Annotated in this window: 15 protein-coding genes; 9 read left to right on the plus strand and 6 right to left on the minus strand. The window is 70.2% G+C overall.

Annotation, left to right across the window (positions count from 1 at the left end; translation table 11 throughout):
• Nucleotides 1-10 precede the first annotated feature (10 nt).
• Nucleotides 11-2629 carry a thrombospondin type 3 repeat-containing protein gene (locus KEG38_RS13985; protein ID WP_272419926.1) on the minus strand — a complete coding sequence of 873 codons (2619 nt, stop codon included), beginning with the start codon at nt 2627-2629 and terminating at the stop codon, nt 11-13.
• 219 nt (nt 2630-2848) lie between these two features.
• On the opposite strand from KEG38_RS13985, the gene fsa reads away from it, so the two are divergent.
• The 3 genes from fsa (at nt 2849) to KEG38_RS14000 (ending at nt 4498) form a co-directional block, all read left to right on the plus strand.
• Nucleotides 2849-3496 (plus strand): fructose-6-phosphate aldolase, encoded by a 648-nt coding sequence (gene fsa / locus KEG38_RS13990; RefSeq protein ID WP_272419927.1) that lies wholly within the window; start codon nt 2849-2851, stop codon nt 3494-3496.
• 2 nt (nt 3497-3498) lie between these two features.
• A complete protein-coding gene (gene ybeY, locus KEG38_RS13995) occupies nt 3499-4047 on the plus strand; it encodes an rRNA maturation RNase YbeY (protein ID WP_272419928.1) in 549 nt (182 codons plus the stop codon).
• A gap of 136 nt (nt 4048-4183) precedes the next feature.
• Nucleotides 4184-4498, plus strand: coding sequence for an HU family DNA-binding protein (locus KEG38_RS14000; protein WP_153822102.1), 315 nt, complete (start codon nt 4184-4186; stop codon nt 4496-4498).
• A 13-nt stretch (nt 4499-4511) separates the two neighbouring features.
• Here KEG38_RS14000 and lnt read toward each other — a convergent pair whose 3' ends face one another.
• Together lnt and KEG38_RS14010 are read right to left on the minus strand one after the other, a co-directional pair.
• Nucleotides 4512-6164 carry an apolipoprotein N-acyltransferase gene (lnt, locus tag KEG38_RS14005; RefSeq protein ID WP_272419929.1) on the minus strand — a complete coding sequence of 551 codons (1653 nt, stop codon included), beginning with the start codon at nt 6162-6164 and terminating at the stop codon, nt 4512-4514.
• 96 nt (nt 6165-6260) lie between these two features.
• The gene (locus KEG38_RS14010) at nt 6261-7316 is read right to left on the minus strand and encodes an outer membrane beta-barrel protein (RefSeq protein ID WP_272419930.1); all 1056 of its coding nucleotides are present in this window, start codon (nt 7314-7316) and stop codon (nt 6261-6263) included.
• 238 nt (nt 7317-7554) lie between these two features.
• Between KEG38_RS14010 and KEG38_RS14015 the strand changes: the two genes are divergently transcribed.
• From KEG38_RS14015 to KEG38_RS14025, 3 genes are all read left to right on the plus strand, one after another.
• Entirely contained in the window at nt 7555-8832 is a 1278-nt protein-coding gene (locus KEG38_RS14015; RefSeq protein WP_272419931.1) for a class I SAM-dependent rRNA methyltransferase, read from the plus strand.
• The gene (locus KEG38_RS14020; protein ID WP_272419932.1) at nt 8829-9668 is read left to right on the plus strand and encodes an HAD-IIB family hydrolase; all 840 of its coding nucleotides are present in this window, start codon (nt 8829-8831) and stop codon (nt 9666-9668) included. Before KEG38_RS14015 ends, KEG38_RS14020 begins: the two co-directional genes overlap by 4 nt.
• Before the next feature lie 260 nt (nt 9669-9928).
• Nucleotides 9929-11815, plus strand: coding sequence for a serine/threonine-protein kinase (locus tag KEG38_RS14025; protein ID WP_272419933.1), 1887 nt, complete (start codon nt 9929-9931; stop codon nt 11813-11815).
• A gap of 66 nt (nt 11816-11881) precedes the next feature.
• On the opposite strand, the gene KEG38_RS14030 is transcribed toward KEG38_RS14025, so the two are convergent.
• A complete protein-coding gene (locus KEG38_RS14030) occupies nt 11882-12430 on the minus strand; it encodes a CxxC-x17-CxxC domain-containing protein (RefSeq protein WP_272419934.1) in 549 nt (182 codons plus the stop codon).
• A 361-nt stretch (nt 12431-12791) separates the two neighbouring features.
• Here KEG38_RS14030 and KEG38_RS14035 point away from each other — a divergent pair, with 361 nt between their 5' ends.
• From KEG38_RS14035 to KEG38_RS14045, 3 genes are read left to right on the plus strand one after another with little or no spacing between them, the layout of a single operon-like run.
• Nucleotides 12792-14264 carry a hypothetical protein gene (locus KEG38_RS14035; RefSeq protein WP_272419935.1) on the plus strand — a complete coding sequence of 491 codons (1473 nt, stop codon included), beginning with the start codon at nt 12792-12794 and terminating at the stop codon, nt 14262-14264.
• The gene (locus KEG38_RS14040) at nt 14264-16075 is read left to right on the plus strand and encodes an ABC transporter ATP-binding protein (RefSeq protein WP_272419936.1); all 1812 of its coding nucleotides are present in this window, start codon (nt 14264-14266) and stop codon (nt 16073-16075) included. Before KEG38_RS14035 ends, KEG38_RS14040 begins: the two co-directional genes overlap by 1 nt.
• Nucleotides 16072-18000 (plus strand): ABC transporter ATP-binding protein, encoded by a 1929-nt coding sequence (locus tag KEG38_RS14045; RefSeq protein WP_272419937.1) that lies wholly within the window; start codon nt 16072-16074, stop codon nt 17998-18000. The genes KEG38_RS14040 and KEG38_RS14045 overlap by 4 nt, the downstream gene beginning before the upstream one ends.
• 300 nt (nt 18001-18300) lie before the next feature.
• Here KEG38_RS14045 and KEG38_RS14050 read toward each other — a convergent pair whose 3' ends face one another.
• Nucleotides 18301-18789: a hypothetical protein gene (locus KEG38_RS14050; RefSeq protein ID WP_272419938.1), complete on the minus strand. Its 489-nt coding sequence runs from the start codon at nt 18787-18789 to the stop codon at nt 18301-18303.
• Entirely contained in the window at nt 18789-19772 is a 984-nt protein-coding gene (gene hemB, locus KEG38_RS14055) for a porphobilinogen synthase (protein ID WP_272419939.1), read from the minus strand. The genes KEG38_RS14050 and hemB overlap by 1 nt, the downstream gene beginning before the upstream one ends.
• Between the last annotated feature and the right edge of the window lie 64 nt (nt 19773-19836).

The raw sequence follows: 19836 nt of genomic DNA on the forward strand, positions 1-19836 counted from the left end.
GGCCGACCGTTCAGGGGACGAACGGATCGCAGCCGACGAACACGACGTCGGCCTTGCTCCGCGGCATGAGCTTGAAGTTGTTGAACGAGTAGCCGTGGACCCCGGTGATCGAGGTGAACTGCGATCCCACCGCGCACGTGTTGTTGAGGCCCATGTTCAACGCCGCGTCGGTGATCTGGTCGTCGACGCGGAGGTTGCCGGTGACCGTGAACTCGTCGTAGTCGCCCGGCGCGTCCGAGTTCACGACCGTGATCGCCACGTTCACCACGCGCACGAGCATCGACTCGTAGCCCTCGGCGAACATGCCGTTCGTCGCGATGGTTGCGGGCTCGGCGACGTCGATCGGGCCGAACGGAAGCGTCGTGCCCGGGTCGTCGACGGTCGTGATCGCGTTCGTGATCTCGCCGAGGCCGAAGTACTCCTCGTACTTGCCCGTGACGCTGACGCGGTTGCCGAGCTGGACCTGCGGCGCCGTGCTGCCCGTGAAGACGAAGATGCCGCTGAAGGGCTTGAGCGACGTATCCTGCACGTAGAAGCCGCGGCTGTTGCCCGTGTTCGGGCGGATGGCCGTGACGTACACGTCCTTGATCGCGACGGTCGAGCCCGCGGCCGGGTGCTCGGGATGCGCAGGGTTCCTGATCACCTCGATGAGCGTGGGCTTGGGCGGGCAGACCGGCGTGCCGAAGTTCGGCTCGGCGCACGGATCGCAGACGTCGCCGTGACCGTCCGCGTCTGCATCGGCCTGATCGGTGTTCGCGGCCTCGGGGCAGTTGTCGCCGCCGTTCGGCACGCCGTCGGCGTCGATGTCGTTCGCGTCGAGCGCGGTGCAGATGTCGTTCGCGTCGAAGGGGCACGCGTCGCAGACGTCGCCGATCTTGTCGCCGTCGATGTCCGCCTGCGCGCCCTGATCGAGCGGTCGGATCGGGTTGAAGATCTTGGGGCAGTTGTCGGCGTCGTTCGCAATGCCGTCGCCGTCGTCGTCCTCGGCCGTGATGCCGTTCGCGTATTCCGTGCGCCAGGGGACGCAGCTCGGCTCGAGGCTCGGCGTCTGGTCGTTGCAGAAGAAGAGCGGGTAGAACGCCTCGCCGGCCGTGCGGATCTGGTTCAGCGTGATGCCGTTCAGGTCCTTCGCGACGCACGCGCGCTTGGCCCTCCCGCAGACGGGCAAGGTCTCGCAGTCCCCGCCTCCGACGCCCGGATCGGCCACGAGCGCGTCGTCGCCGTAGAGCACCTTGCCGCCGCGCATGACGAGCACGACGTCCTCGACCCCGGCGCCGATCACGGCGCGGTGATCCTTGCGATCTTTGCCGTCGAAGATCGTGACATCCGCGACGTAGCCCGGCTTGAGCATGCCCACGATGTCGCCCGCGCCCGCGGCGAGCGCGGCGTTCGTCGTGACCATGCGCCAGAGCTCCTGGTCGGAGAAATGGCCGTCGTAGTGGAGCGTGTTGAGCTCGTCCGCGCAGCGCAGCTCGCGCAGCAGGTTCATCGAGCCCGAGGCCACCCAGTCGGTGCCGAGCGCGATCGGCACGCCGAGCGTGTCGAGCAGGGTGACGCTCGCGGTGTTGCCGTAGAGGTCGACGTTCGAACGCGGCGACCAGACGACGGTGCTGAAGTCCTTGCGCATCTCGCCGAAGTCGTCGGCGTTGAAGCCGATCGCGTGCACGATGGCCGTCTGCGGCTGGACGATGTCGTTCGCGCCCGAGATCTGGCAGGTGATCTCGTTGTGCGCGGCCTGGTCGATGCCCTCGCTGACGTGCGGCACGTACGCCTCGATGTCGGCGATCGCCGTGGCGAGCGTGGGGGAGGGGTAATTGCAGCCCGACTCGAGCATGAGGCCGCCGCTGTCGCCGAGCGGGAACGTGTCGGAGTCCGCGGGCGGGATCGGGAGGCCTTCACTCCGGCCCTGCACGTCGAGGTTGCGGAGCAGGCCCGCCTGACCGCCTGCGCCGAGCGTCGAGGTCGCGCCGCTCATCAGGAAGCGAAGCTCCGCGAAGCGCACCACGTCGCCGCTCGCGCCGCCCGCCACCGAGATCTTCGGCAGCCCCGGCGCGCCCTTTCGCCATTGATGGCGGTGCGTGTAGCGGATGCCGTCGTGCGCCTTCGGCGGGTTGTTCGCGAAGCCGATGTGATCGTGCGCGTTGATGAGCCCGGGCGAGATGACGCCGTCCGCGCACTCGATGATCGTCGGATCGGCCGCCGCGGGCGAGGCGCTGCAATCGCAATCGACGCAGGCGACGCTGCCCGTCTTGTCGAGCGCGAGCTCGCCGCGGTGGAACGTCTGATCGGGCGCGAGCACGGTGCCGCGGAGGATCGTGCCCGTGGTCCCCTGCTTCACGACGGTACACGTGCCCTCGGCCGGCGGCGTGAGCGGCTCGCCTGGACACTCGATCACGACGCCGCTCGGCGCGCCTCCGCCGCCGCCCCCGCCGCCTTGTCCCCCTTGCCCGCCCGTGCCGCCCTGCCCGCCGACGCCGCCCTGTCCCCCTGCGCCGCCCTCGCCCCCTTGTCCGCCGACGCCGCCTTGCCCCCCTGCGCCGCCCGTGTTGCTGGTGCTCGTCGTGTTCGTACTGGGGTTCTCGTCGCTGCACCCGGCCGCCATCGTGGCGAGCGGGAGCGTCAGGGCCAATGTGCAAAGCAAGATTGAGGGACGGGCGGGGTGCGGCGGTCTCATGCATACATCTTACGCGAAAAAAAGCCTTCCGGCCGCACGTCCGCGCGTCCTGACGAACGGTGTCACGCGTTCGTCACGCCCAAACGATGCAGCCGTCGTGGGCGGCTCGGTCACCATCGCTCCGCTATCGACGCGCCGCGCCGCGCGCGCTAAGCACCTCGCCGGAGAGCGTGCATGAAGATCTTCATCGACTCGGGTGACATCGCGGAGATCAAAGAGGCGCAGGCGATGGGCGTCATCGACGGCGTGACGACCAACCCCTCGCTCCTCTCGAAGGGGGGCAAGCCTACGAAGGTGGCGATCGCGGAGATCTGCGAGGTGGTCGACGGCCCCATCTCGGCCGAGGTCATCGGCATCGAGGCGCAGGAGATCCTGCGTGAGGGCCGGGAGCTCGCGAAGATCCACAAGAACGTGGTCGTGAAGGTGCCGCTCATCGACGAGGGCCTGAAGGCGGTCCGGGTCTTCGCGGCCGAGGGCATCAAGACGAACGTGACGCTCTGCTTCTCCGCGTCGCAGGCACTGCTCGCCGCGAAGGCGGGCGCGACGTACATCTCGCCGTTCGTCGGTCGGATCGACGACATCTCCGGGGAGGGCATGGACCTCATCCAGCAGATCGTGCAGATCTACCGGAACTACGAGTTCAAGACGGAAGTCCTCACCGCGAGTGTGCGCCACCCCGTGCATTTCGTGCAGGCGGCGCTGATCGGCGCGCATGTAGCGACGCTGCCGCTCAAGGTGATCAAGCAGCTCCTCAAGCACCCGCTCACCGACATCGGGCTTGCGCAGTTCCTCGCGGACGCGAAGAAGATCCCGCAGTCGTAGCCGTGGCGACCAAAAAGAAGGGCAAACCCGCCCCGCCCGCGCCCGCGCCAAACGTGGTGGAGGTCGCGACGCGGGGGGGGCCGTTCGAAGGCGCCTCGCCCGCCGTGATCCGCCGCCGCGCCGGCAAGATGCTCGATCACCTGGGGCTCTCGGGGGTCGAGCTCAGCATCGCGCTCGTCGACGACGCGACGATCCACGAGCTGAATCGTTCGTACCGGCACAAGGACAAACCCACGGACGTCCTTTCTTTTCCGCTGCACGAGCGACCGCGCGGGTGGAAGCCGAAGGGGGCGAAGGGCGCGGAGATCGGCGCGGGATGGCCGCATGTAGGGCCCCTCGGGGACGTGATCCTGTCGATTGACACGGCGCGGCGACAGGCCGCGGAGCAAAGCCGTCCGCTGCTCGCCGAGCTCACGATGCTGCTCGCGCACGGCCTTTTGCACCTCGTCGGGTACGACCACCGGACGGATGCCGAGGACCGCGAGATGACAGCGCGGACGCGGGAGCTCGAGGCGGCGGCGAGCGCGCGGGTAGCAGACGGCCCCCGGTGAAGTTCGCGAGATTTTGCCTTGCGAGGCCAGTCTTCGCCTGTTAAACGGTCGCCCGCTCGCGTCCAGGACGTGCTCGGACCGAGCCATTTCATGCGGTCGTCACCGGTATCGGGCGGCGATCCAAGAGGAGGGCAGGATGCCTCTTAGCAAGCTGACGAAAGCCCAGATCACGGCCGCTCTCGCCGAGAGCACCGGCCTCGACAAGAAGGCCGTGGGTGGCGTCCTCGACGCGCTCTCGGCGCTCGTGGCCAAGCAACTCGGATCGGATGGTCCGGGCGAAATCACGATCCCGGGGCTCGTCAAGCTCAAGGCGAAGGCGACGCCCGCCACCGCCGATCGGCAGGGTGTCAATCCGTTCACGAAGGAGCCCATGACCATCAAGGGCAAGCCCGCGAGCCGCAAGGTCCGCGCGACGCCGGTCAAGGGCCTCAAGGATCAGGTGGGCGCGTAACCGAATCTTCGGTCTACGTCTCCGCTTTACCGGAACCGGCGCGGGCCTCATCGCTCGCGCCGGTTTCGTTTTTCGAACCCACCTTGCGGCGTGATCGCCAAACGAACGCGGCGATCGCGGCCACGAATCCGAAGCAGAGCGGTTTGTCCCCGAAGCGACCGTAGATCGTGAGGGATCCGTCACGGAGCGTGGGCGTCGCGACGAGCGTGGAGGGCGACGTGGAGTCGTCGCGCGCGACGACGATGCCACGCGCGTCGATCCACGAGAGCACGCCGAGGTTCACGGCGCGCACGAGATCCAGGCGATGCTCGATCGCGCGCATGGCCGCGAGCCGCGCGTGGAGCTCGGGCTCCGCGGTGCCCACGAACCACGCGTCGTTCGTGACGTTCACGAGCAGGTTCGGCTGGAGCGCGCGTGTGATTCGCAGGCCGACGCCCGGGAGCGTGTCCTCGTAACAGTTGAGCACGCCCATGCGCACGGGGCCGTTCGCGTGGGGAAGCACGAGCGCCGTTGGCTCGGTGCCGGGCACGAGGCCGCCGCTCGCCTGGAAGATGCGGCGCAGCCACGGGATGTAGGCGCCGAGAGGGACGGTCTCGCCGAACCAGAGGAGCTCGAGCTTGTCGTACGAGGGCTGGAGCGAGCCGTCCGGCAGGACGAGGGTCGCGGAGTTGCGGCTGTTCGTCTCGACGATGCCGGGGCTCGTGGCCGTCGGCTTCTCCAGCATGATGAGGCCGAACAAGATCGGCCCACGCGCGCCGTCGCCGTGAATCCCGCGTGGTCCGCGCGGCGCCTGCGTCGTGCCGTGCATGAGCGGGTAGGGATAGGCCGCCTCGGGCCAGACCGTGAGGTCGACGCCGCCCGCCTCGGCGTCCTTCGTAAGGCGCCGCAAATCGCGCAGGATCCCCACGTGATTTTTCGGATCCCAGCGCTCCGTCGGGCCGACGGCCTGGTTGAGGAGCGCGACGCGGATCGAGCGCACCACCGAGGGCTGCGTGGAGAGAAAGCGAATGCGGAGCGCGCCGTGGAGCAGGAGCAGCGCGGGGATCGCGGCGGCGATCGCGAGCGGCACCGTGGTCTTCCTGTCGAAGCGCGCCTTCATCGACGTCGCGTCCTCCGCGAAGAGCGCCTGGAGCGCACGCGCGAGGAAGGCCGCGGAGACGGCGAAGATCACGGACACGCCGCGTTCACCGACGATGTCCGCGAGCTGTACGAGCGCAGGCCACGGGCTCACGAGGCCGGCCGGCGTCCACGCGAAGACCGAAGGGAGCGAGACCGCGACGAACACGCCGATAGCAAACGCGAGGATGAACGGCGCGCGCGCGCGGCGATGGACGAGGTGCGTCGCGCCCGCGCCGATCGCCCAGATGAGGGATTGCCCCGCGGCGAGCAGGACGAGTGCGAGGTACGAAGCCGCCGAGCCGAGCGGCGTGAAGCGCTGGACCACGCTCGGCACGAAGCGCAGGCCCACGATGCCCGCGGCCGTCGCCCACGCGGCTCCGCGGCCGAACGCGCGCCACGCCGTCGGCGCGTCCTCGAGCGACCACGCGAGCAGCGCGAGGCCGAGGAACACCGCGGGATAGAGGTCGGTCGGAGGGGAGGTGAGGGCGAAGAGGATTCCCCCGGCGATGGCCAGGAGGAGGGCCTTGTGGCGCCGCAGTCGTTGCATGGTGGGGAATCGGCCCGGCGAGGAGGAGAGAGCCGGGCCGCGTGGAGAGGATCTAGCAGCGGCGGGGGCCGCGCGCCGGGAGGCCGGCGCGCGCTGTCACCACCAGAAGGTCAGGCCGCCGCGGAAGAGGCCGCCGCCGGAGGTGTTCGTCGTGCGACCCGTGTTCGGATCGATGAACTCGGCCGGGCCCGACGCGGCGTTGTCGTCCGTCCGCTTGCGGATGAACGCGATCGCGTCGATGTTGAGCGCGAGCCTGCGCGAGACGCGGAACTCGAGGCCGATGCCACCTTGCCCGCCGAAGTAGCTGTACTCCGTGGAGAAGTTGGTGCCCTCGGGGTTCGGCGACAAACGCGGGTCCGCGTCCTCCGACTGCACCGTCGCGCTCGACCAGTGCACGCCGCCGGTCAGGTAAAACTGCGCGCGGCTGCGCGGGTTCACGTAGAGAAGGCCGCTCAACGTGAACGGGGTCTCGACGCGATCGAAGCCGTTGTAGTCGGTCCCGCCGATGATGTCGAACGAGCCCTCGACGGCAAACGCGGGCACGGGGCGATATCGCAGGCCGAGCCCGAAGCCGCCCATCCCGGCGTCGGGATGCGCGCCTTGTTCTCCGTTGTCGTGACGGTCGTTATCGCTGCCCATCGCGACGCCCTGCAGGCGCAGGTTGAGGCCCCACTCGGGCTGCCAGCGGCGCTTCGCAGGCGCCACGATCGGCGTGCGCAGACGCGCGGGCGCGGCCATCACGCGGGCCGGCGGCGGAGGTGCCGGAGGCGGCGCGACGCGAACCGCCGGATGGTGCCGACGAACCACGTGCGTCCGGGCACCCGGCGCGACGATGATGATCTGCGTCTGCGCCGGCTGCTGCTGCACGACCTGCGGCTGCTGCGGCGCGGGTTGATAAATGACGACCGGCGGTTGGGAGCGACGAACCTGGGGCGCGGGCCGCGCGGGCGGCGGCGGCAGCGCCTCTTCTTCTTCGATCACCTCGACCGCGGGCGGCGGAGGCGGGAGCGTGTCGGCCTCGGGCGGGGGCGCGGGTTGCGCGGGAGCCTCGTCCTCGCAGAACCACGCACCCGGCGGGCAATCCGCCAACGCCACGGCGGGTTGGCTCAGTGCAGCGGCAGCCACGATGAAAGCAGGGGTCAAGCGGCGCATGGGACGACTCCTCGTTTGTGCTTGCAGCCTAGCAACCGGAGTGCCATCGGCCAGCACGCTGAGAGAGACGGTTTACGCGAGATCTCAGTGCACTCGCGTGCATCGTCTGCCACGGCGGGCTGTGATGAAAGGTTCACACGGTGGCCAAGCGACTGCCTAAAGAGAACAATACCCCAGCCAGCCGCCCATCGGTACGCATTCCGAGGGGGGCGACCCTCGTTCTTCTGACCGGACGCTCATGAACGCGCGCGCGAGATCCGCCCATGCCCCCGACCCGAGTCCTCCCCGCCCCGAGGGGCGTAGGTCAGGGTCCCCCATCCCCATCGTCACCCTCAAGCCGGGCCATGTGAGGCCCGTCTGGACCGGACACCCCTGGGTCTTCGCGCAGGCCATCGCCCGCATCGAGGGCGGCGCCCTCCCCGGCGACGAGGTCAAGGTCATAGACCCCCACGGCGCGACCCTGGGCCACGGCCTCTACACCCCCCGGTCGGCGATCCCGGTCCGCATCTACACCCGCGACGACTCGCCCATCGACGGCGCGCTCTTCCGCCGCCGTATCGAACGCGCGATCCAGCACCGGCGTGATCTCGGCCTGCCGAACCACATCGCGGGGCACGAGACCACGGCCTATCGGCTGATCCACGCCGAGGGGGACGGGCTGCCGGGGCTCGTCGTCGACCTCCTCGGGGACGTGGCCGTGGTGCAGATTGGCACGATCGGCGTGAAGCGGCGCGAGGGGATCGTGTTCGACGCGCTTTCCGAGCTGCTCTCGCCGCGCGCGATCGTCGACCGCACCTCGGCCGAGCTCGCGAAGAAGGAGGGCTTCGAGGCGTCCGCGGGCGTGGTCCGCGGGGATGCGAGCGTCGACAGGTTCTCGTTCCTGGAGCGCGGGCTTTCGTACGAGATCCCGCTCGCGCTCGGGCAAAAGACGGGCTTTTACCTGGATCAACGCACGCTTCGGGCGCGGGTCGAGCAGCTCGCGCACGGGCGGCGCGTGCTCGACGCGTTCTCCTTCGTGGGGACGTTCGCGATGGCGGCGGCGCGTGGAGGCGCGAAAGAGGTCGTCGCGGTCGACGAGAGCGCGCTTGCGATCGAGGTCGGCGCGGAGTGCGCGCGGAAGAATGGGCTGCTTGGGCGGATCCACTTCCAGCGCGACGACGCGCGTCAGGCGCTGTCGCGGGCCTCGGCCGAGGGCGGCTTCGACATCGTGCTCTGCGATCCGCCGAAACTCTCGCCCACGCGTGGCGCGAAGGAAGGCGCGCTCGGCGTGTACAAGGCGCTCGCCTCCGCGGGCTGTCGGGCCACGAAGGCGGGCGGGATCCTCGTGCTCAGCTCGTGCTCGAGCGCGGTCTCGATCGACGACCTCACGCGCGCGCTCGCCCTCGGGGCGCGCGAGGCGCGCATGCACGCGGTCATCTTTGATCGGCACTTCCAGGGCGCGGACCACCCGGTGAGCGCGGCGTTCCCGGAGGGGCTCTACCTGAAGAGCGTGATCGCGCGGCTCGAGGTGTTGTGACGGCCGCGTCGATCTCGGCCGCACCGCTCGCGCTCGCCGCGATGCCAGCGGAGGAGGCGCGCGGGCTCGCCGGGCTCGTCTTCGATCTGGACGACACGCTGCTCGATCACGGCGAGCTCACGGAGGTCGCGTATGCGTCGCTCTTCCGGCTGTGGGAAGCGGGGATGCGGCTCGTCGCGTGCACGGGGCGGCCTGGCGGATGGGCCGAGGTGCTCGTCCGGCAGTGGCCGCTCGACGCGGCGATCGCCGAGAACGGCGCGGTGGCCCTCGTCAAGGAGCGGCGCCCCGGCTCTGCGGCTCGCTTGCGCTTCGTGTTCCCGACGGATCTCGCGGCGGCGGGATCGAGGCGCGCGGAGCTCCGGGCCTTCGCGGAGGAGCTCTGCCGTCGTTTTCCGACCGTGGCGCTCGCGGACGACAACCGCGCGCGCTTCACGGACGTGACCCTCGACATCGGCGAGCACTGCCGCGTGCCGGCCGAGGACGTCGCGGCCATGCGCGCGGAGGCCTCGAGGCGCGGCGTTCACACGCTCGCGTCGAGCGTGCACCTGCACCTCTCCTTTGATCCGGCCGACAAGGCCACGGGTACGCTCCGCCTCCTCGAAGCGGCCTTCGGGGAAGACCCGTCGCGTGCGCGGGTGACCCACGCGTTCGTGGGCGACAGCGGCAATGACGCGGCGGCCTTCGCGGCGTTCACGACCACGATCGGCGTGGCGAACGTGCGCGCCTACTTGCAGACGCTCCCCGTTCCGCCGAAGTATGTGACCCAGGCTGCCATGGGACGGGGGTTCGCCGAGCTCGCGACAACCCTCGTGGATCTCCGCGTTCATCCCGGTTGAACGCGGGACGTTGACGCATCAATGTGAAGTTTGTCACGCGATCCGGGGGGATGGAACGTGGGATGGACCAGCAACGGCGCACAGGGACGAGGACGCGGAACGAAGAGGCCCCCACTCTCTCCGAGATTCGCTATCTTGGCACCATCCGAAGTGGCTCTTTGCCCTGGGAGACGGGTATCGTAGCGGCTCTGCCTCGAGGCGGGGCCTTGGGCCGAACCCCGAGGCGAGTCTGTCTGGATCCGAGCATGTCCACCGGCTGAATGGCTTCTCGAACCCCCGCCCCCGGCGCGATCGTCGACAACAAGTACCGCCTTGCAGAGCGCATCGGCGGTGGCGGGATGGGCCACGTCTTTCGTGCGGAGAACGTGCTCGCCGGCCGCGCGGTCGCGATCAAGTTCCTCCATCCCGAGCTGTCGGAGAACACCGAGCTCGCGCAGCGCTTCTTCCAGGAGGCCCAGGCGGTCAACCGCATCCGCCACCCGAACATCGTCGACGTGATCGACGCGGGCGTGGGCGAGATGGGCCCCTACATCGTGATGGAGCACCTCGAAGGCGAGGGCGTGGGCTCCGCGCTGCAGCGTCTCGGGCGCTTCGACGTCGACGCCTCCGTCGCGACGTGCATCCCCGTCCTCGAGGCGCTCGACGCCGCCCACCGCGTGGGGATCATCCATCGTGATCTGAAGCCCGAGAACGTCTTCGTCGCGTTCGATGCGGGGCGAGGCCAAGCGGTCGTAAGGCTTCTGGATTTCGGCATCGCGAAAGTGCTCGACTCGAGCGGGCCCTCGCCGCGCACGCGCACCGGTGTGGTGTTCGGGACGCCCGACTATCTCTCGCCCGAGCAGGCCACGGGGGATGCGCCGATCGACGGACGAAGTGATCTCTTCGCCGTCGGCGTGCTGCTCTACGAGCTGCTCACGGGCACGCGGCCGTTCCGCGCGCCGACGGCCGTGGCGACGGCGTTCCGCGTCGTGCACGCCGAGGCGCCCACGCTCGCCGCGGCGGGCGTGCACGTCGATCCGCGGCTCGAAGCCGTGGTCGCGAAGCTCCTGCAGAAGGATCCGATGAAGCGTTACGCCACCGCGGGCGAGGTGGCGCGCGAGCTCGACCGCTTCTCGTCGGATCCGATGAAGCGCTCGATGGCGCTCGGCCGGATCATCAACCTGCCCCGGCGCGTCGCGCAGGCGAGCGTGTCGCAATCCCAAGGCGCGCCTCCGCCGCCGCCGGCCACGATCCTGCCCGAGCCCGATCGCATCTCGACGCCGCTCCGCGAGCCGCCTACCGCGCCGCCGCCGATCCGGCCGAGCGTGCGGACGAGCTTCAGCGATTCGGGCGCGTCGTCGATTCCGTACGCGCCGACGCGTGTCGTGCCGAGCATGGGGAGCCCGAGTCGCACGAGTGATCCCGGGCCTCCGCCGCGCGGCGACTACATCGCTCCGCCGCGTAGCGTCGAGCCGCTCGTGCCTCCGGCGATGCCCAAGCCGCTCGGCGTGGCGCGGAGCGCGGCGTCGGCGGCGAGCGCGTCGGCGAGTTCTTCCAGCGCGGGTCCGCCGTCGCGGTACGTCCAGCCGCGCGCGGCGTCGCGGTTCCCCGGGATGTACCAGGTGCGCGGCGCGGTGCTGCGTGCTGTCGACAAGGCCCTCACCGAGGACGCGGGGCCGCGCGTGCGCGAGCAGGTCGTGGCGCAGCTGCCGCAGCGCTACGCCGAGGACTTCCTGAACGACTCGATCAACGCGCTCGTCGCGTACGATCTCGAAGCGCTCGACGCGTACATGGAGATCGCGACCGCGATCTCGCTGCACGAGCCTTCACGATGGCGCGCGCTCGGCCGCCTCGCGATTGGCGGCGAGCTCCACAACACGGTGCGCAGCGTGCTCCGGCCCGCGCCGGATCTGCAGATCGCGATCCGACGCGGGATCTCGATCTGGTCGCGGCTCTTCAGCTTCGGCGCGTGGAAGGTCGGCGCGAGCCAGAGCGGCAAGGTGGTCCTGCAGATCGCGGAGTTCGAGCCGGCGTCGCTCGCGCTGCGCCTGTGGGTCGTGGGGATGGTCGAGGAGACGGCGCGCCGCGCCGCGAGCTTCGACGTGCGTGTGGCGATCACCGCCGGCGAGGTCGGGTTCACGCCCGAGCTCACCTGCGAGATTGCTTGACGATGGGGGGCCGCGCGGCTTCGCCGCGCTTTGCCCCCCAAACCCCCCGGTGTCAGGTGGGAGACTTCAGGACGGCTTTTCAGCCTGGAAGCAAGCCCGGCAGTAGACCTTCTGGCCCTCGGCCGGCTTGAACGGGACGGTCGCCGCGACGCCGCACGCCGCGCACGTGATCGGAAAACCGCGGCCGCGCGGGCCACGCGGACCGGACGAGGCGCGCGGGCCTTGCGCGCGATCTTGGCCGCCTTCGCGCGGACCCTGACCTCGCTGCGGGAAGCCGCCACCGCGATGCCCCGGCGCGGCGGGTCGGCCGTACGACGGGTACATGGCGAAGTGCGGATCGGGCATCGGGCTTCGGTATTCGTTCACGTCGCCCGTGTAGCGGCCGGGGCGCGCGGCAGGCTCGTGCCTTCGACCTTCGCGTCCGCGCGGAGCGCCGCGGCTCGGGCCTTCGCTACGGCCCGCGCTCTTCGATCGCTTCTCGCGCCAGCAGGGCTTGCACAGTGTCGGCGGGGACGAATGCCCTCGCTCGGCGCGCGCGGCCGCGTCGGTGGCGGAAAAAAGGAACGACGAGCCGCAGCTCGCGCAGTTGATCTGCTCGTCTCGATGCTGCTCCATGGACACTCCGGAAACTCTTCGCAAAGGGCGCGGGTGCTGGGACCCGTGTGCCCGCATGGTGCGCTCGGCACGCCCCTGATTTCACGGCAAAAACGCCCGCCCCTTGGGGGGCGAGCGTTCGGAGATCGTGGAGATCAAGGTGACATGCAGCCCCTCGGGGTCAAGGCGCTCGTTCCTCGTCTCCACGGCCGTCCGCGGTCCGCCTCGTCTGTGCGCGACGCGCGAAGACGCGAGGGGATATCACCGCGTTTTGGCCAGTGCTACAAGGGGAGCCACAACGCCATCCGCCTTCGCTACGCACGCCGCACGCGACGCTCGTTCGCGCGTCGTGGTCGCGAAGAGCGCACCTCGAGCCAGAGCGATGACCCACGCCCCCTTGCATCTGACGGACAGCGATTTCGACGCCTACGCGCCGGAGAAGGCGACGTCGAACGCCTACTCGCGCCCGCGCCTCGAAGTGAAGCAACGCGCGCTCGCCTGGGCGCGCGGCGTGTTCGCGCGCCTCGCGGAGCTCGGGATCACGGTCGACATGCACGGCTCGGACGAGCATCCGACGCTGCGCAACAAGAAACGCGTCGACTGCCAGTGGGTCTTCTTCTGGCGCGACGCGGCAGCGCGCGAGGAGCTCGAAAGGCTGCTCGACGCGGGACGATCGATCTCGGCCGCGATCGATGATCCGAGCCCGTACGGTCGGCACGCGTTCCTCGCGCTCCGGATCGACTCGCACGGCGTCGAGGTTTGCTTCGCCGTGCATCCCGAGGCGAAGGTCGACATCGACAACCTGCGGGCGCGGCTCGCAGCGAAGGACGCCGCGGAAGGGGCGGGGTTTGGGGTGCAGGACGCCGCAGGCGATCCGAAGCCCCAAGCGTCGAATGGCCCGACCGGGCTCGCCGCCGAGCTCACGGCCGCGCTTCGCGCGCTCCCCGAGCAGTTCGCGGTGGGCGTCGGCGCCGATCGCGTGGCGGCGAGCGCGGCGACGCCCGAGGCGATCGAGGCGATGCTGGAGCGCGCGGCCGAGGGGCAAGTGCCGCTCTGGATCGGCTGGGCCGTGCCGCGCGAGGTCGCGCTGGAGCACGCGGAGATCCTCGACGAACAGCTCGAAGACGCGCTGCTCGCGCTCGCGCCGATCTACACGCTCGTCGCGTGGTCGCGGCAGAACGATCACATCGCGCTCGATCGGCGCCTCGAAGGCATCGAGCGCGAGCGCGCCCGGACGCACGCGGAGGTCTCGGCCCAGACGGAGAAGTGGCAAGCCGAGCAGGCCGCCGCGCGCGAGCGATCACTCGCCGAGGCGAAGGCGCGCGGCGAGGCCGAGGGGCCACGTGCTTCGGCGCTTCCGTTCGGTCATGGCGCACGTCCGGGGCACGGCGCGCCGCGCAGGCCTTCGCTCGACACGTTGTTCAAGCCGGGCAGCAAGGCCGAGGGCGATCGCGATCGGCGCGGCGGCAGGCCGCAAGAAGCGAAGGCCCCGCAAGCTCCGGCCGCGCCGCGCGAGCGCGAACGTGAGCACACGCCCGCGCCGCCTCGCGTCGCTCCTTCGCCCGCGCCCGCGGCGGCTGCGCCCGCGCCTGCGGCTTCGAGCAGCGCGAGCCCGGCGGCGCCGACCACGATGGAGAAGGGCGCGCGCGTGCGTGTCTTGAGCGGCGCGTTCGCGGACAAGATCGGCGTGCTCGGCGAGCTCGACGGTCGCGGCGGCGCGCGCGTGCTGCTCGGCCTGCTCTCGACGCGCATCGACGTGACGGATCTCGCCCTCGTGCCCGAGGGGCGCGAGCGGCCCGCGATCCAGAGCTCCCACCGGCGGCCCACGGCCCCGATGCCCCGCAAAGCGCGCTAATGCGAAAGGTCGATCCAGCCGAGTTCCCCACCGGGCTCGGCGCTCAGTTCCGGCGCAACATCTGGCTCTATCTGAGCGGAGCGCTCCTCCTCGCGACGCAGCAGATCCTCATGGTGAAGCGTGACTTCCTCGTGAGGGACGCCGTCGACGCTGCCGAGCAGTTCCGCGCGAGCGACGCCGCGCAGGATGCGCTGCTCATGCTGGGCGTGGTCATCACGGCTGCGGTCGTGCGTGTCCTCTCGCGCTGGACGATGTTCACCGGCGGCAGGAACGTCGAGTACGAGCTCCGCGCGGTCCTGCTCGCGCGCCTGCACAAGCTCGGCCCCGCGTTCTTCCGGCGCATGCCCACGGGCGAGATCATGAGCCGCTCGACGAGCGACCTGCAGCAGGTCCGCCTCCTCCTCGGCTTTGGCATCCTCAACGTGGTGAACTCGCTGCTCGCATTCGCGAGCGCCCTCTACGTCATGGTGCGCGTGAGTGGAAAGCTGACGCTCGCGGCGCTCGCGACGTTCCCCGTGCTCATGCTGGTCACGCGCACCTTCTCGGGGAGGATGTTCTCGCGCATGCGCGAGAACCAGGAGGCGCTCGGCAAGATGAGTGATCGCGTCCTCGCGAGCCTCGCGGGCGTCCGCGTCGTGCGCAGCTTCGCGCTCGAGGAGGCGGAGCTCGCGACGTTCGAGCGGGCGAACCAGGACTACGTCGAGAAGAACCTCTCGCTCGCGCGCGTCCGCGGCTCGATGCAGCCGATCATGGGCGCGATCCTGGCCGCGGGGACGATCATCATCTTCTGGTACGGCGGCTCGCTCGTGCTCCATGGCGAGATCTCGAAGGGCGCGTTCATCTCGTTCTGGGCCGCGCTCGGTCGCCTCATCTGGCCGATGCTCGCGCTCGGCTTCGTCACCGCGATCGTGGCGCGCGGCCGGGCGAGTTACGTGCGGCTCAAGGCGATCTTCGACGCGGTGCCCGAGGTCGTGAGCGGCGCGCTGCCCGCGCCCGAGGCCGTCTCCGGCGCGCTGCGCGTCGAGGGTCTCGCGTTCGCTCACGGCGAGCGGAGGGTCCTCGAAGACGTGCGGTTCGACATCCCCGCGGGCGGCTCGCTCGCGATCGTGGGACGCACGGGATCGGGCAAGAGCACGCTCGCCACGCTCTTGCCGCGCCTCTTGCCCACGCCGCGCGGCACGGTCTTCCTCGACGGCAAGGACATCTGCGATCTGCCGCTCGAGGTCGTGCGCGAGAGCATCGGCTACGCGCAGCAGGACGCATTCCTCTTCTCGACGACCGTCGCGCAGAACATCGGCTACTCGCTCGAAGAGCAGGACTCGCCCGAGGCGATGCAGAAGATCCGCGCCGCCGCGGCCGAGGCCGGCGTGCTCCAGGAGATCGAGTCCTTGCCGGACGGCTTCGACACGGTCGTCGGCGAGCGTGGCGTGCAGCTCTCGGGTGGCCAGCGGCAACGCGTCGCCCTCGCCCGCGCGCTCTTGCGCGAGCCGAAGATCCTCGTCCTCGACGACCCGATGTCCGCGGTCGATGCGAAGACGGAGGCCGCGATTCTCGGCGCGATCGAGCGCCAGGCCGCGCGCCGCACGCTCGTCCTGATCACTCACCGCGTCGCTGCGGCGAAGCGCTGTGATCGCATCATCGTGCTCGAGCGCGGGCGCGTCGTGGAGGAGGGCACGCACGAGGAGCTCGCCGCGGCCGGGGGCCTCTACGCGTCGTTCGCGGAGGAGCAGGAGATCGAGGCGAAGCTCGCTGCGTTCGGCGCCGAGGACCTGCCCTCCTCGATGCCCTCGCCGGAGGTCGTGCCCGCATGACGAGCATGTCCGTGGATTCGAAGGCGAACGGCGAGAAGGCGGCGGCGCCGGGGAAGACCCGGGCCGAGAAGGCGCTCGCGCGGTTTCACGAAGAGGACCGGCTCGCCGAGGGCCTCGACGCGAACATTCTCGCGGGGCTCTGGCCGTTCATGCGGCCGCACGCGAAGTGGCTCGTCATCTCGCTCGTGCTCTTGCTCCTCGGCTCCGGCCTCGCCGTGCTCCAGCCGTGGCTCATGGGGCTCACGTTCGACGCGTTCGGGCATCCCGACGCGGCGCGCACGCTCATGCAGATGGGCGCGCTCATCCTCGTCCTGAAGCTCTTCGAGCAGTCGATCGCGTTCCCGCAGGTCTACCTCATGCAGCTCGCGGGCGCGCGCGCGGCGGGCGATCTGCGCGTGCACGTCTTCCGCTTCCTGCACACGCGCAGGCTCGGTTTCTTCGATCGCACGCCCGTCGGCCGGCTCGTCACGCGCGTCACGAACGACGTCGACTCCATCAACGAGATGTTCGCCTCGGGCACGCTGAACGCCCTCGGCGACCTCGTTCGTCTCGTCCTCATCGTCGTGGTCATGCTGCGCCGCGACTGGCAGCTCGCGCTGATCACGTTCGTCGCGGTCCCGCCGGTCGCGCTCGGCGTCATGTGGACGCGGCGCCGGATCCGCGACGCGTTCCGTGAGATCCGCGTCAAGACGGCGCGCATGAACGCCTACCTGAACGAGCAGGTCTCGGGCATGGCCGTCGTGCAGGCGTACGCGCGCGAGGAGCAGAGCGCCGCCGAGTTCGACGAGATCAACGAGGCCTACCGGCAGGCGAACAACCGCTCGATCGTCTTCGACGCGGCGCTCGATGCGGCGATCGAGCTCGTGCAGAGCCTCTGCATCGCGGCCGTGCTCTGGTACGCGGGCGTCCGTTCGCTCTCGGATCGCGTCTCGTTCGGCACGCTCGTCACGTTCGTCGCGTACATCGAGATGTTCTTCGTCCCGATCCGCGACCTCTCGGCGCGCATGACGCAGCTCCAGTCGGCGTTGGCCGGCGCGGAGCGCATCTTCCAGCTCCTCGAAAACAAGGAGGAGGACGCGCCGGTCCCCGCGGACGCCGAGGGGCAGGCCGTGAAGAAGGACGATCCGGGGGTCGGGGCGAAGGACGCCGGAGGCGATCCGCAGCCCCGAACGTCGAACAACGCGTTCGAGCTCGATCACGTCGACTTCGAGTATAAGCCCGGCGTGCCCATCCTCCGCGACGTCTCGATCCAGGCGGCGAAGGGCGAGAAGATCGCGCTCGTCGGCGCGACGGGCGCGGGCAAGACGACGGTCGCGTCGCTGCTCCTGCGCCTCTACGAAGCCAAGCAGGGGGCGGTGCGTGTCTTCGGCCGCGATGTGCGGAACGCGCCGCGCGACGAGCTTCGGAAAAGCTTCGCCGTCGTGCCGCAGGAGGTCTTCCTCTTCCCCGGAACGATCGCCAGCAACATCGCGGCCGGCGACGTCGAGGTCGACAGGGCGCGTGTCGTCCGCGCGCTCGAGCGGATCGGCGCGCTCGATCTCTTCGAGCGTCGCGAGGGCGGGCTCGACGCCAAGGTCGAGGAGCGCGGGTCGAACTTCTCGGCGGGCGAGCGCCAGCTCATCGCGTTCGCGCGCGCGCTCTACCGCGACCCGCCGATCCTCGTGCTCGACGAGGCCACGGCGAACATCGACAGCGACACCGAGGCGCGCCTGCAAAAGGCCGTCTGGGCCGCGATGCAGGGCCGCACCGCGCTCATCATCGCGCACCGGCTCTCGACGATCCGCGCCGTCGATCGCATCGTCGTCTTCCACAAGGGACGCGTCGTCGAGCAGGGCAGCCACGAGACGCTGCTAGCGCAGGGCGGGGCGTACGCGCGCCTCTACCAGCTCCAGTTCAGCCGGGGCGAGGCGCACGCGGCGGAGTAGGCGTTCCGCGAGGGCGGGATGCTGTTCCGCAAGGGCGGGATGCTGTTCCGCAAGGGCGGGATGCTGTTCCGCAAGGGCGGGATGCCGTTCCGCAAGGGCGGGGTGTCGTTCCGCGAGGGCGGGGTGTCGTTCCGCAAGGGCGGGATGTCGTTCCGCGAGGGCGGGATGTCGTTCCGCGAGGGCGGGGTGTTGTTCCGCGAGGGCGGGGTGTCGTTCCGCAAGGGCGGGGTGTCGTTCCGCGAGGGCGGGGTGTCGTTCCGCAAGGGCGGGGTGTCGTTCCGCAAGGGCGGGTGTCTTCCCTCACATCCCCGCGTCGACTGGGCAGCTCCCGTGCGGCATCGCCCCCGGCTCCTCCGGCGCATCCGGCTCTCCATCCCCGGTCCCTGCCACCACGAGCAGCCAGTAATCCACGCAGCTCCCGTTCACGATCACGAGCTTCTTCTCGTCGACCTCGCGTAGCTCCGCCTGGTTGCCTGACGCCTGCGCGACGGTGCTCTCGTTCGTCCCGCACTTGTCGAACGACAGCCAGATGTTCACGAACCGCGGCACCTCGCCGAGCCCGTGCTCGAGCTCGTACCGCATCCCGGCGGGGAACCAGAGCAGCTCCCCGTCCCACGGCGCGCTCATGTAGACGCCGCTCTTCACCGTGCCCTCCGTGTACCGGACCGGTGTGTTCGTCTCGGCGGAGCGGTCGCAGTTCGGGCCGATCGAGTTGATCGCGTTGCAGCCGCTCGAACCCACGAGCGCGAGCGTGGCCGCGAGGATCCCCCAGCGTGATGCGCGACCCATCAGCCGAGCCAGCGTGCCGCGTCCACGGCGTGGTACGTCAGGATGAAGTCGGCTCCCGCGCGCCGGATCGACGTCAAAAGCTCCAGCACCGCGCGCTTCTCGTCGATCATCCCCGCGGCCGACGCGGCTTTGATCATCGCGTACTCGCCGCTCACGTTGTACGCGCCGAGCGGCAACGGCGACGCCGCGCGCACCTTCGCGATCACGTCGAGGTAGGGCAGCGCCGGCTTCACCATGAGCAGGTCCGCGCCTTCCTCCTCGTCGAGCCGCGCCTCGCGCAGCGCCTCGCGCGTGTTCGCCGGATCCATCTGGTAGCCCGCGCGATCGCCGAACTTCGGCGCGCAGTCCGCGGCCTCGCGGAACGGACCGTAGAAGCTCGACGCGTACTTCACCGCGTACGAAAGGATCGCCGTGCTCTCGTGGCCCGTGCCGTCGAGCGCGCGCCGGAGCGCGTCCACGCGCCCGTCCATCATGTCGCTCGGCGCCACGATGTCCGCGCCCGCCGCCGCGTGCACGACCGCCGTCTTCGCCAAGACCTCCAGCGTCGCGTCGTTGTCGACCTCGAGATGGCCGCGCGGACCCGGCCTCAGGATCCCGCAGTGCCCGTGGTCGGTGTACTCGTCGACGCAGACGTCCGTGATCACCAGCAGATCCGGCACCGCGTCTTTCATGGCCGCGACCGCGCGCGGCACCGGGCCGTTGGGATCGTACGCGGAGGACCCGCTCGCGTCCTTTGTCCGGGGCAGGCCGAACAGGATGATGCCGCCGAGCCCGAGCGAGCGTGCCAGCCGTGCCTGGTCGGCGGCCGCGGCGACCGGGAGCTGCGAGACGCCCGGCATCGTCGAGACGGGCCGGGCCTCGTCGAGCACCTCGTTGAAGAAGAGCGGCAGGACGAAGTCCGAGGGGGCGAGGGAGGTTTCGCGGACGAGGCTCCGGATGGCCGACGAGCGGCGGAGCCTGCGGGGTCGTTCGGTGGGGAACACGAGGGGCCACTGTAGAGCATCGACACGCTCGATGCTCTGCGAGAGCGCACAGCGATCTCGCCTC

The organism is Polyangium jinanense, assembly GCF_028435265.1.
Classification (GTDB): domain Bacteria; phylum Myxococcota_A; class Polyangia; order Polyangiales; family Polyangiaceae; genus Polyangium; species Polyangium jinanense.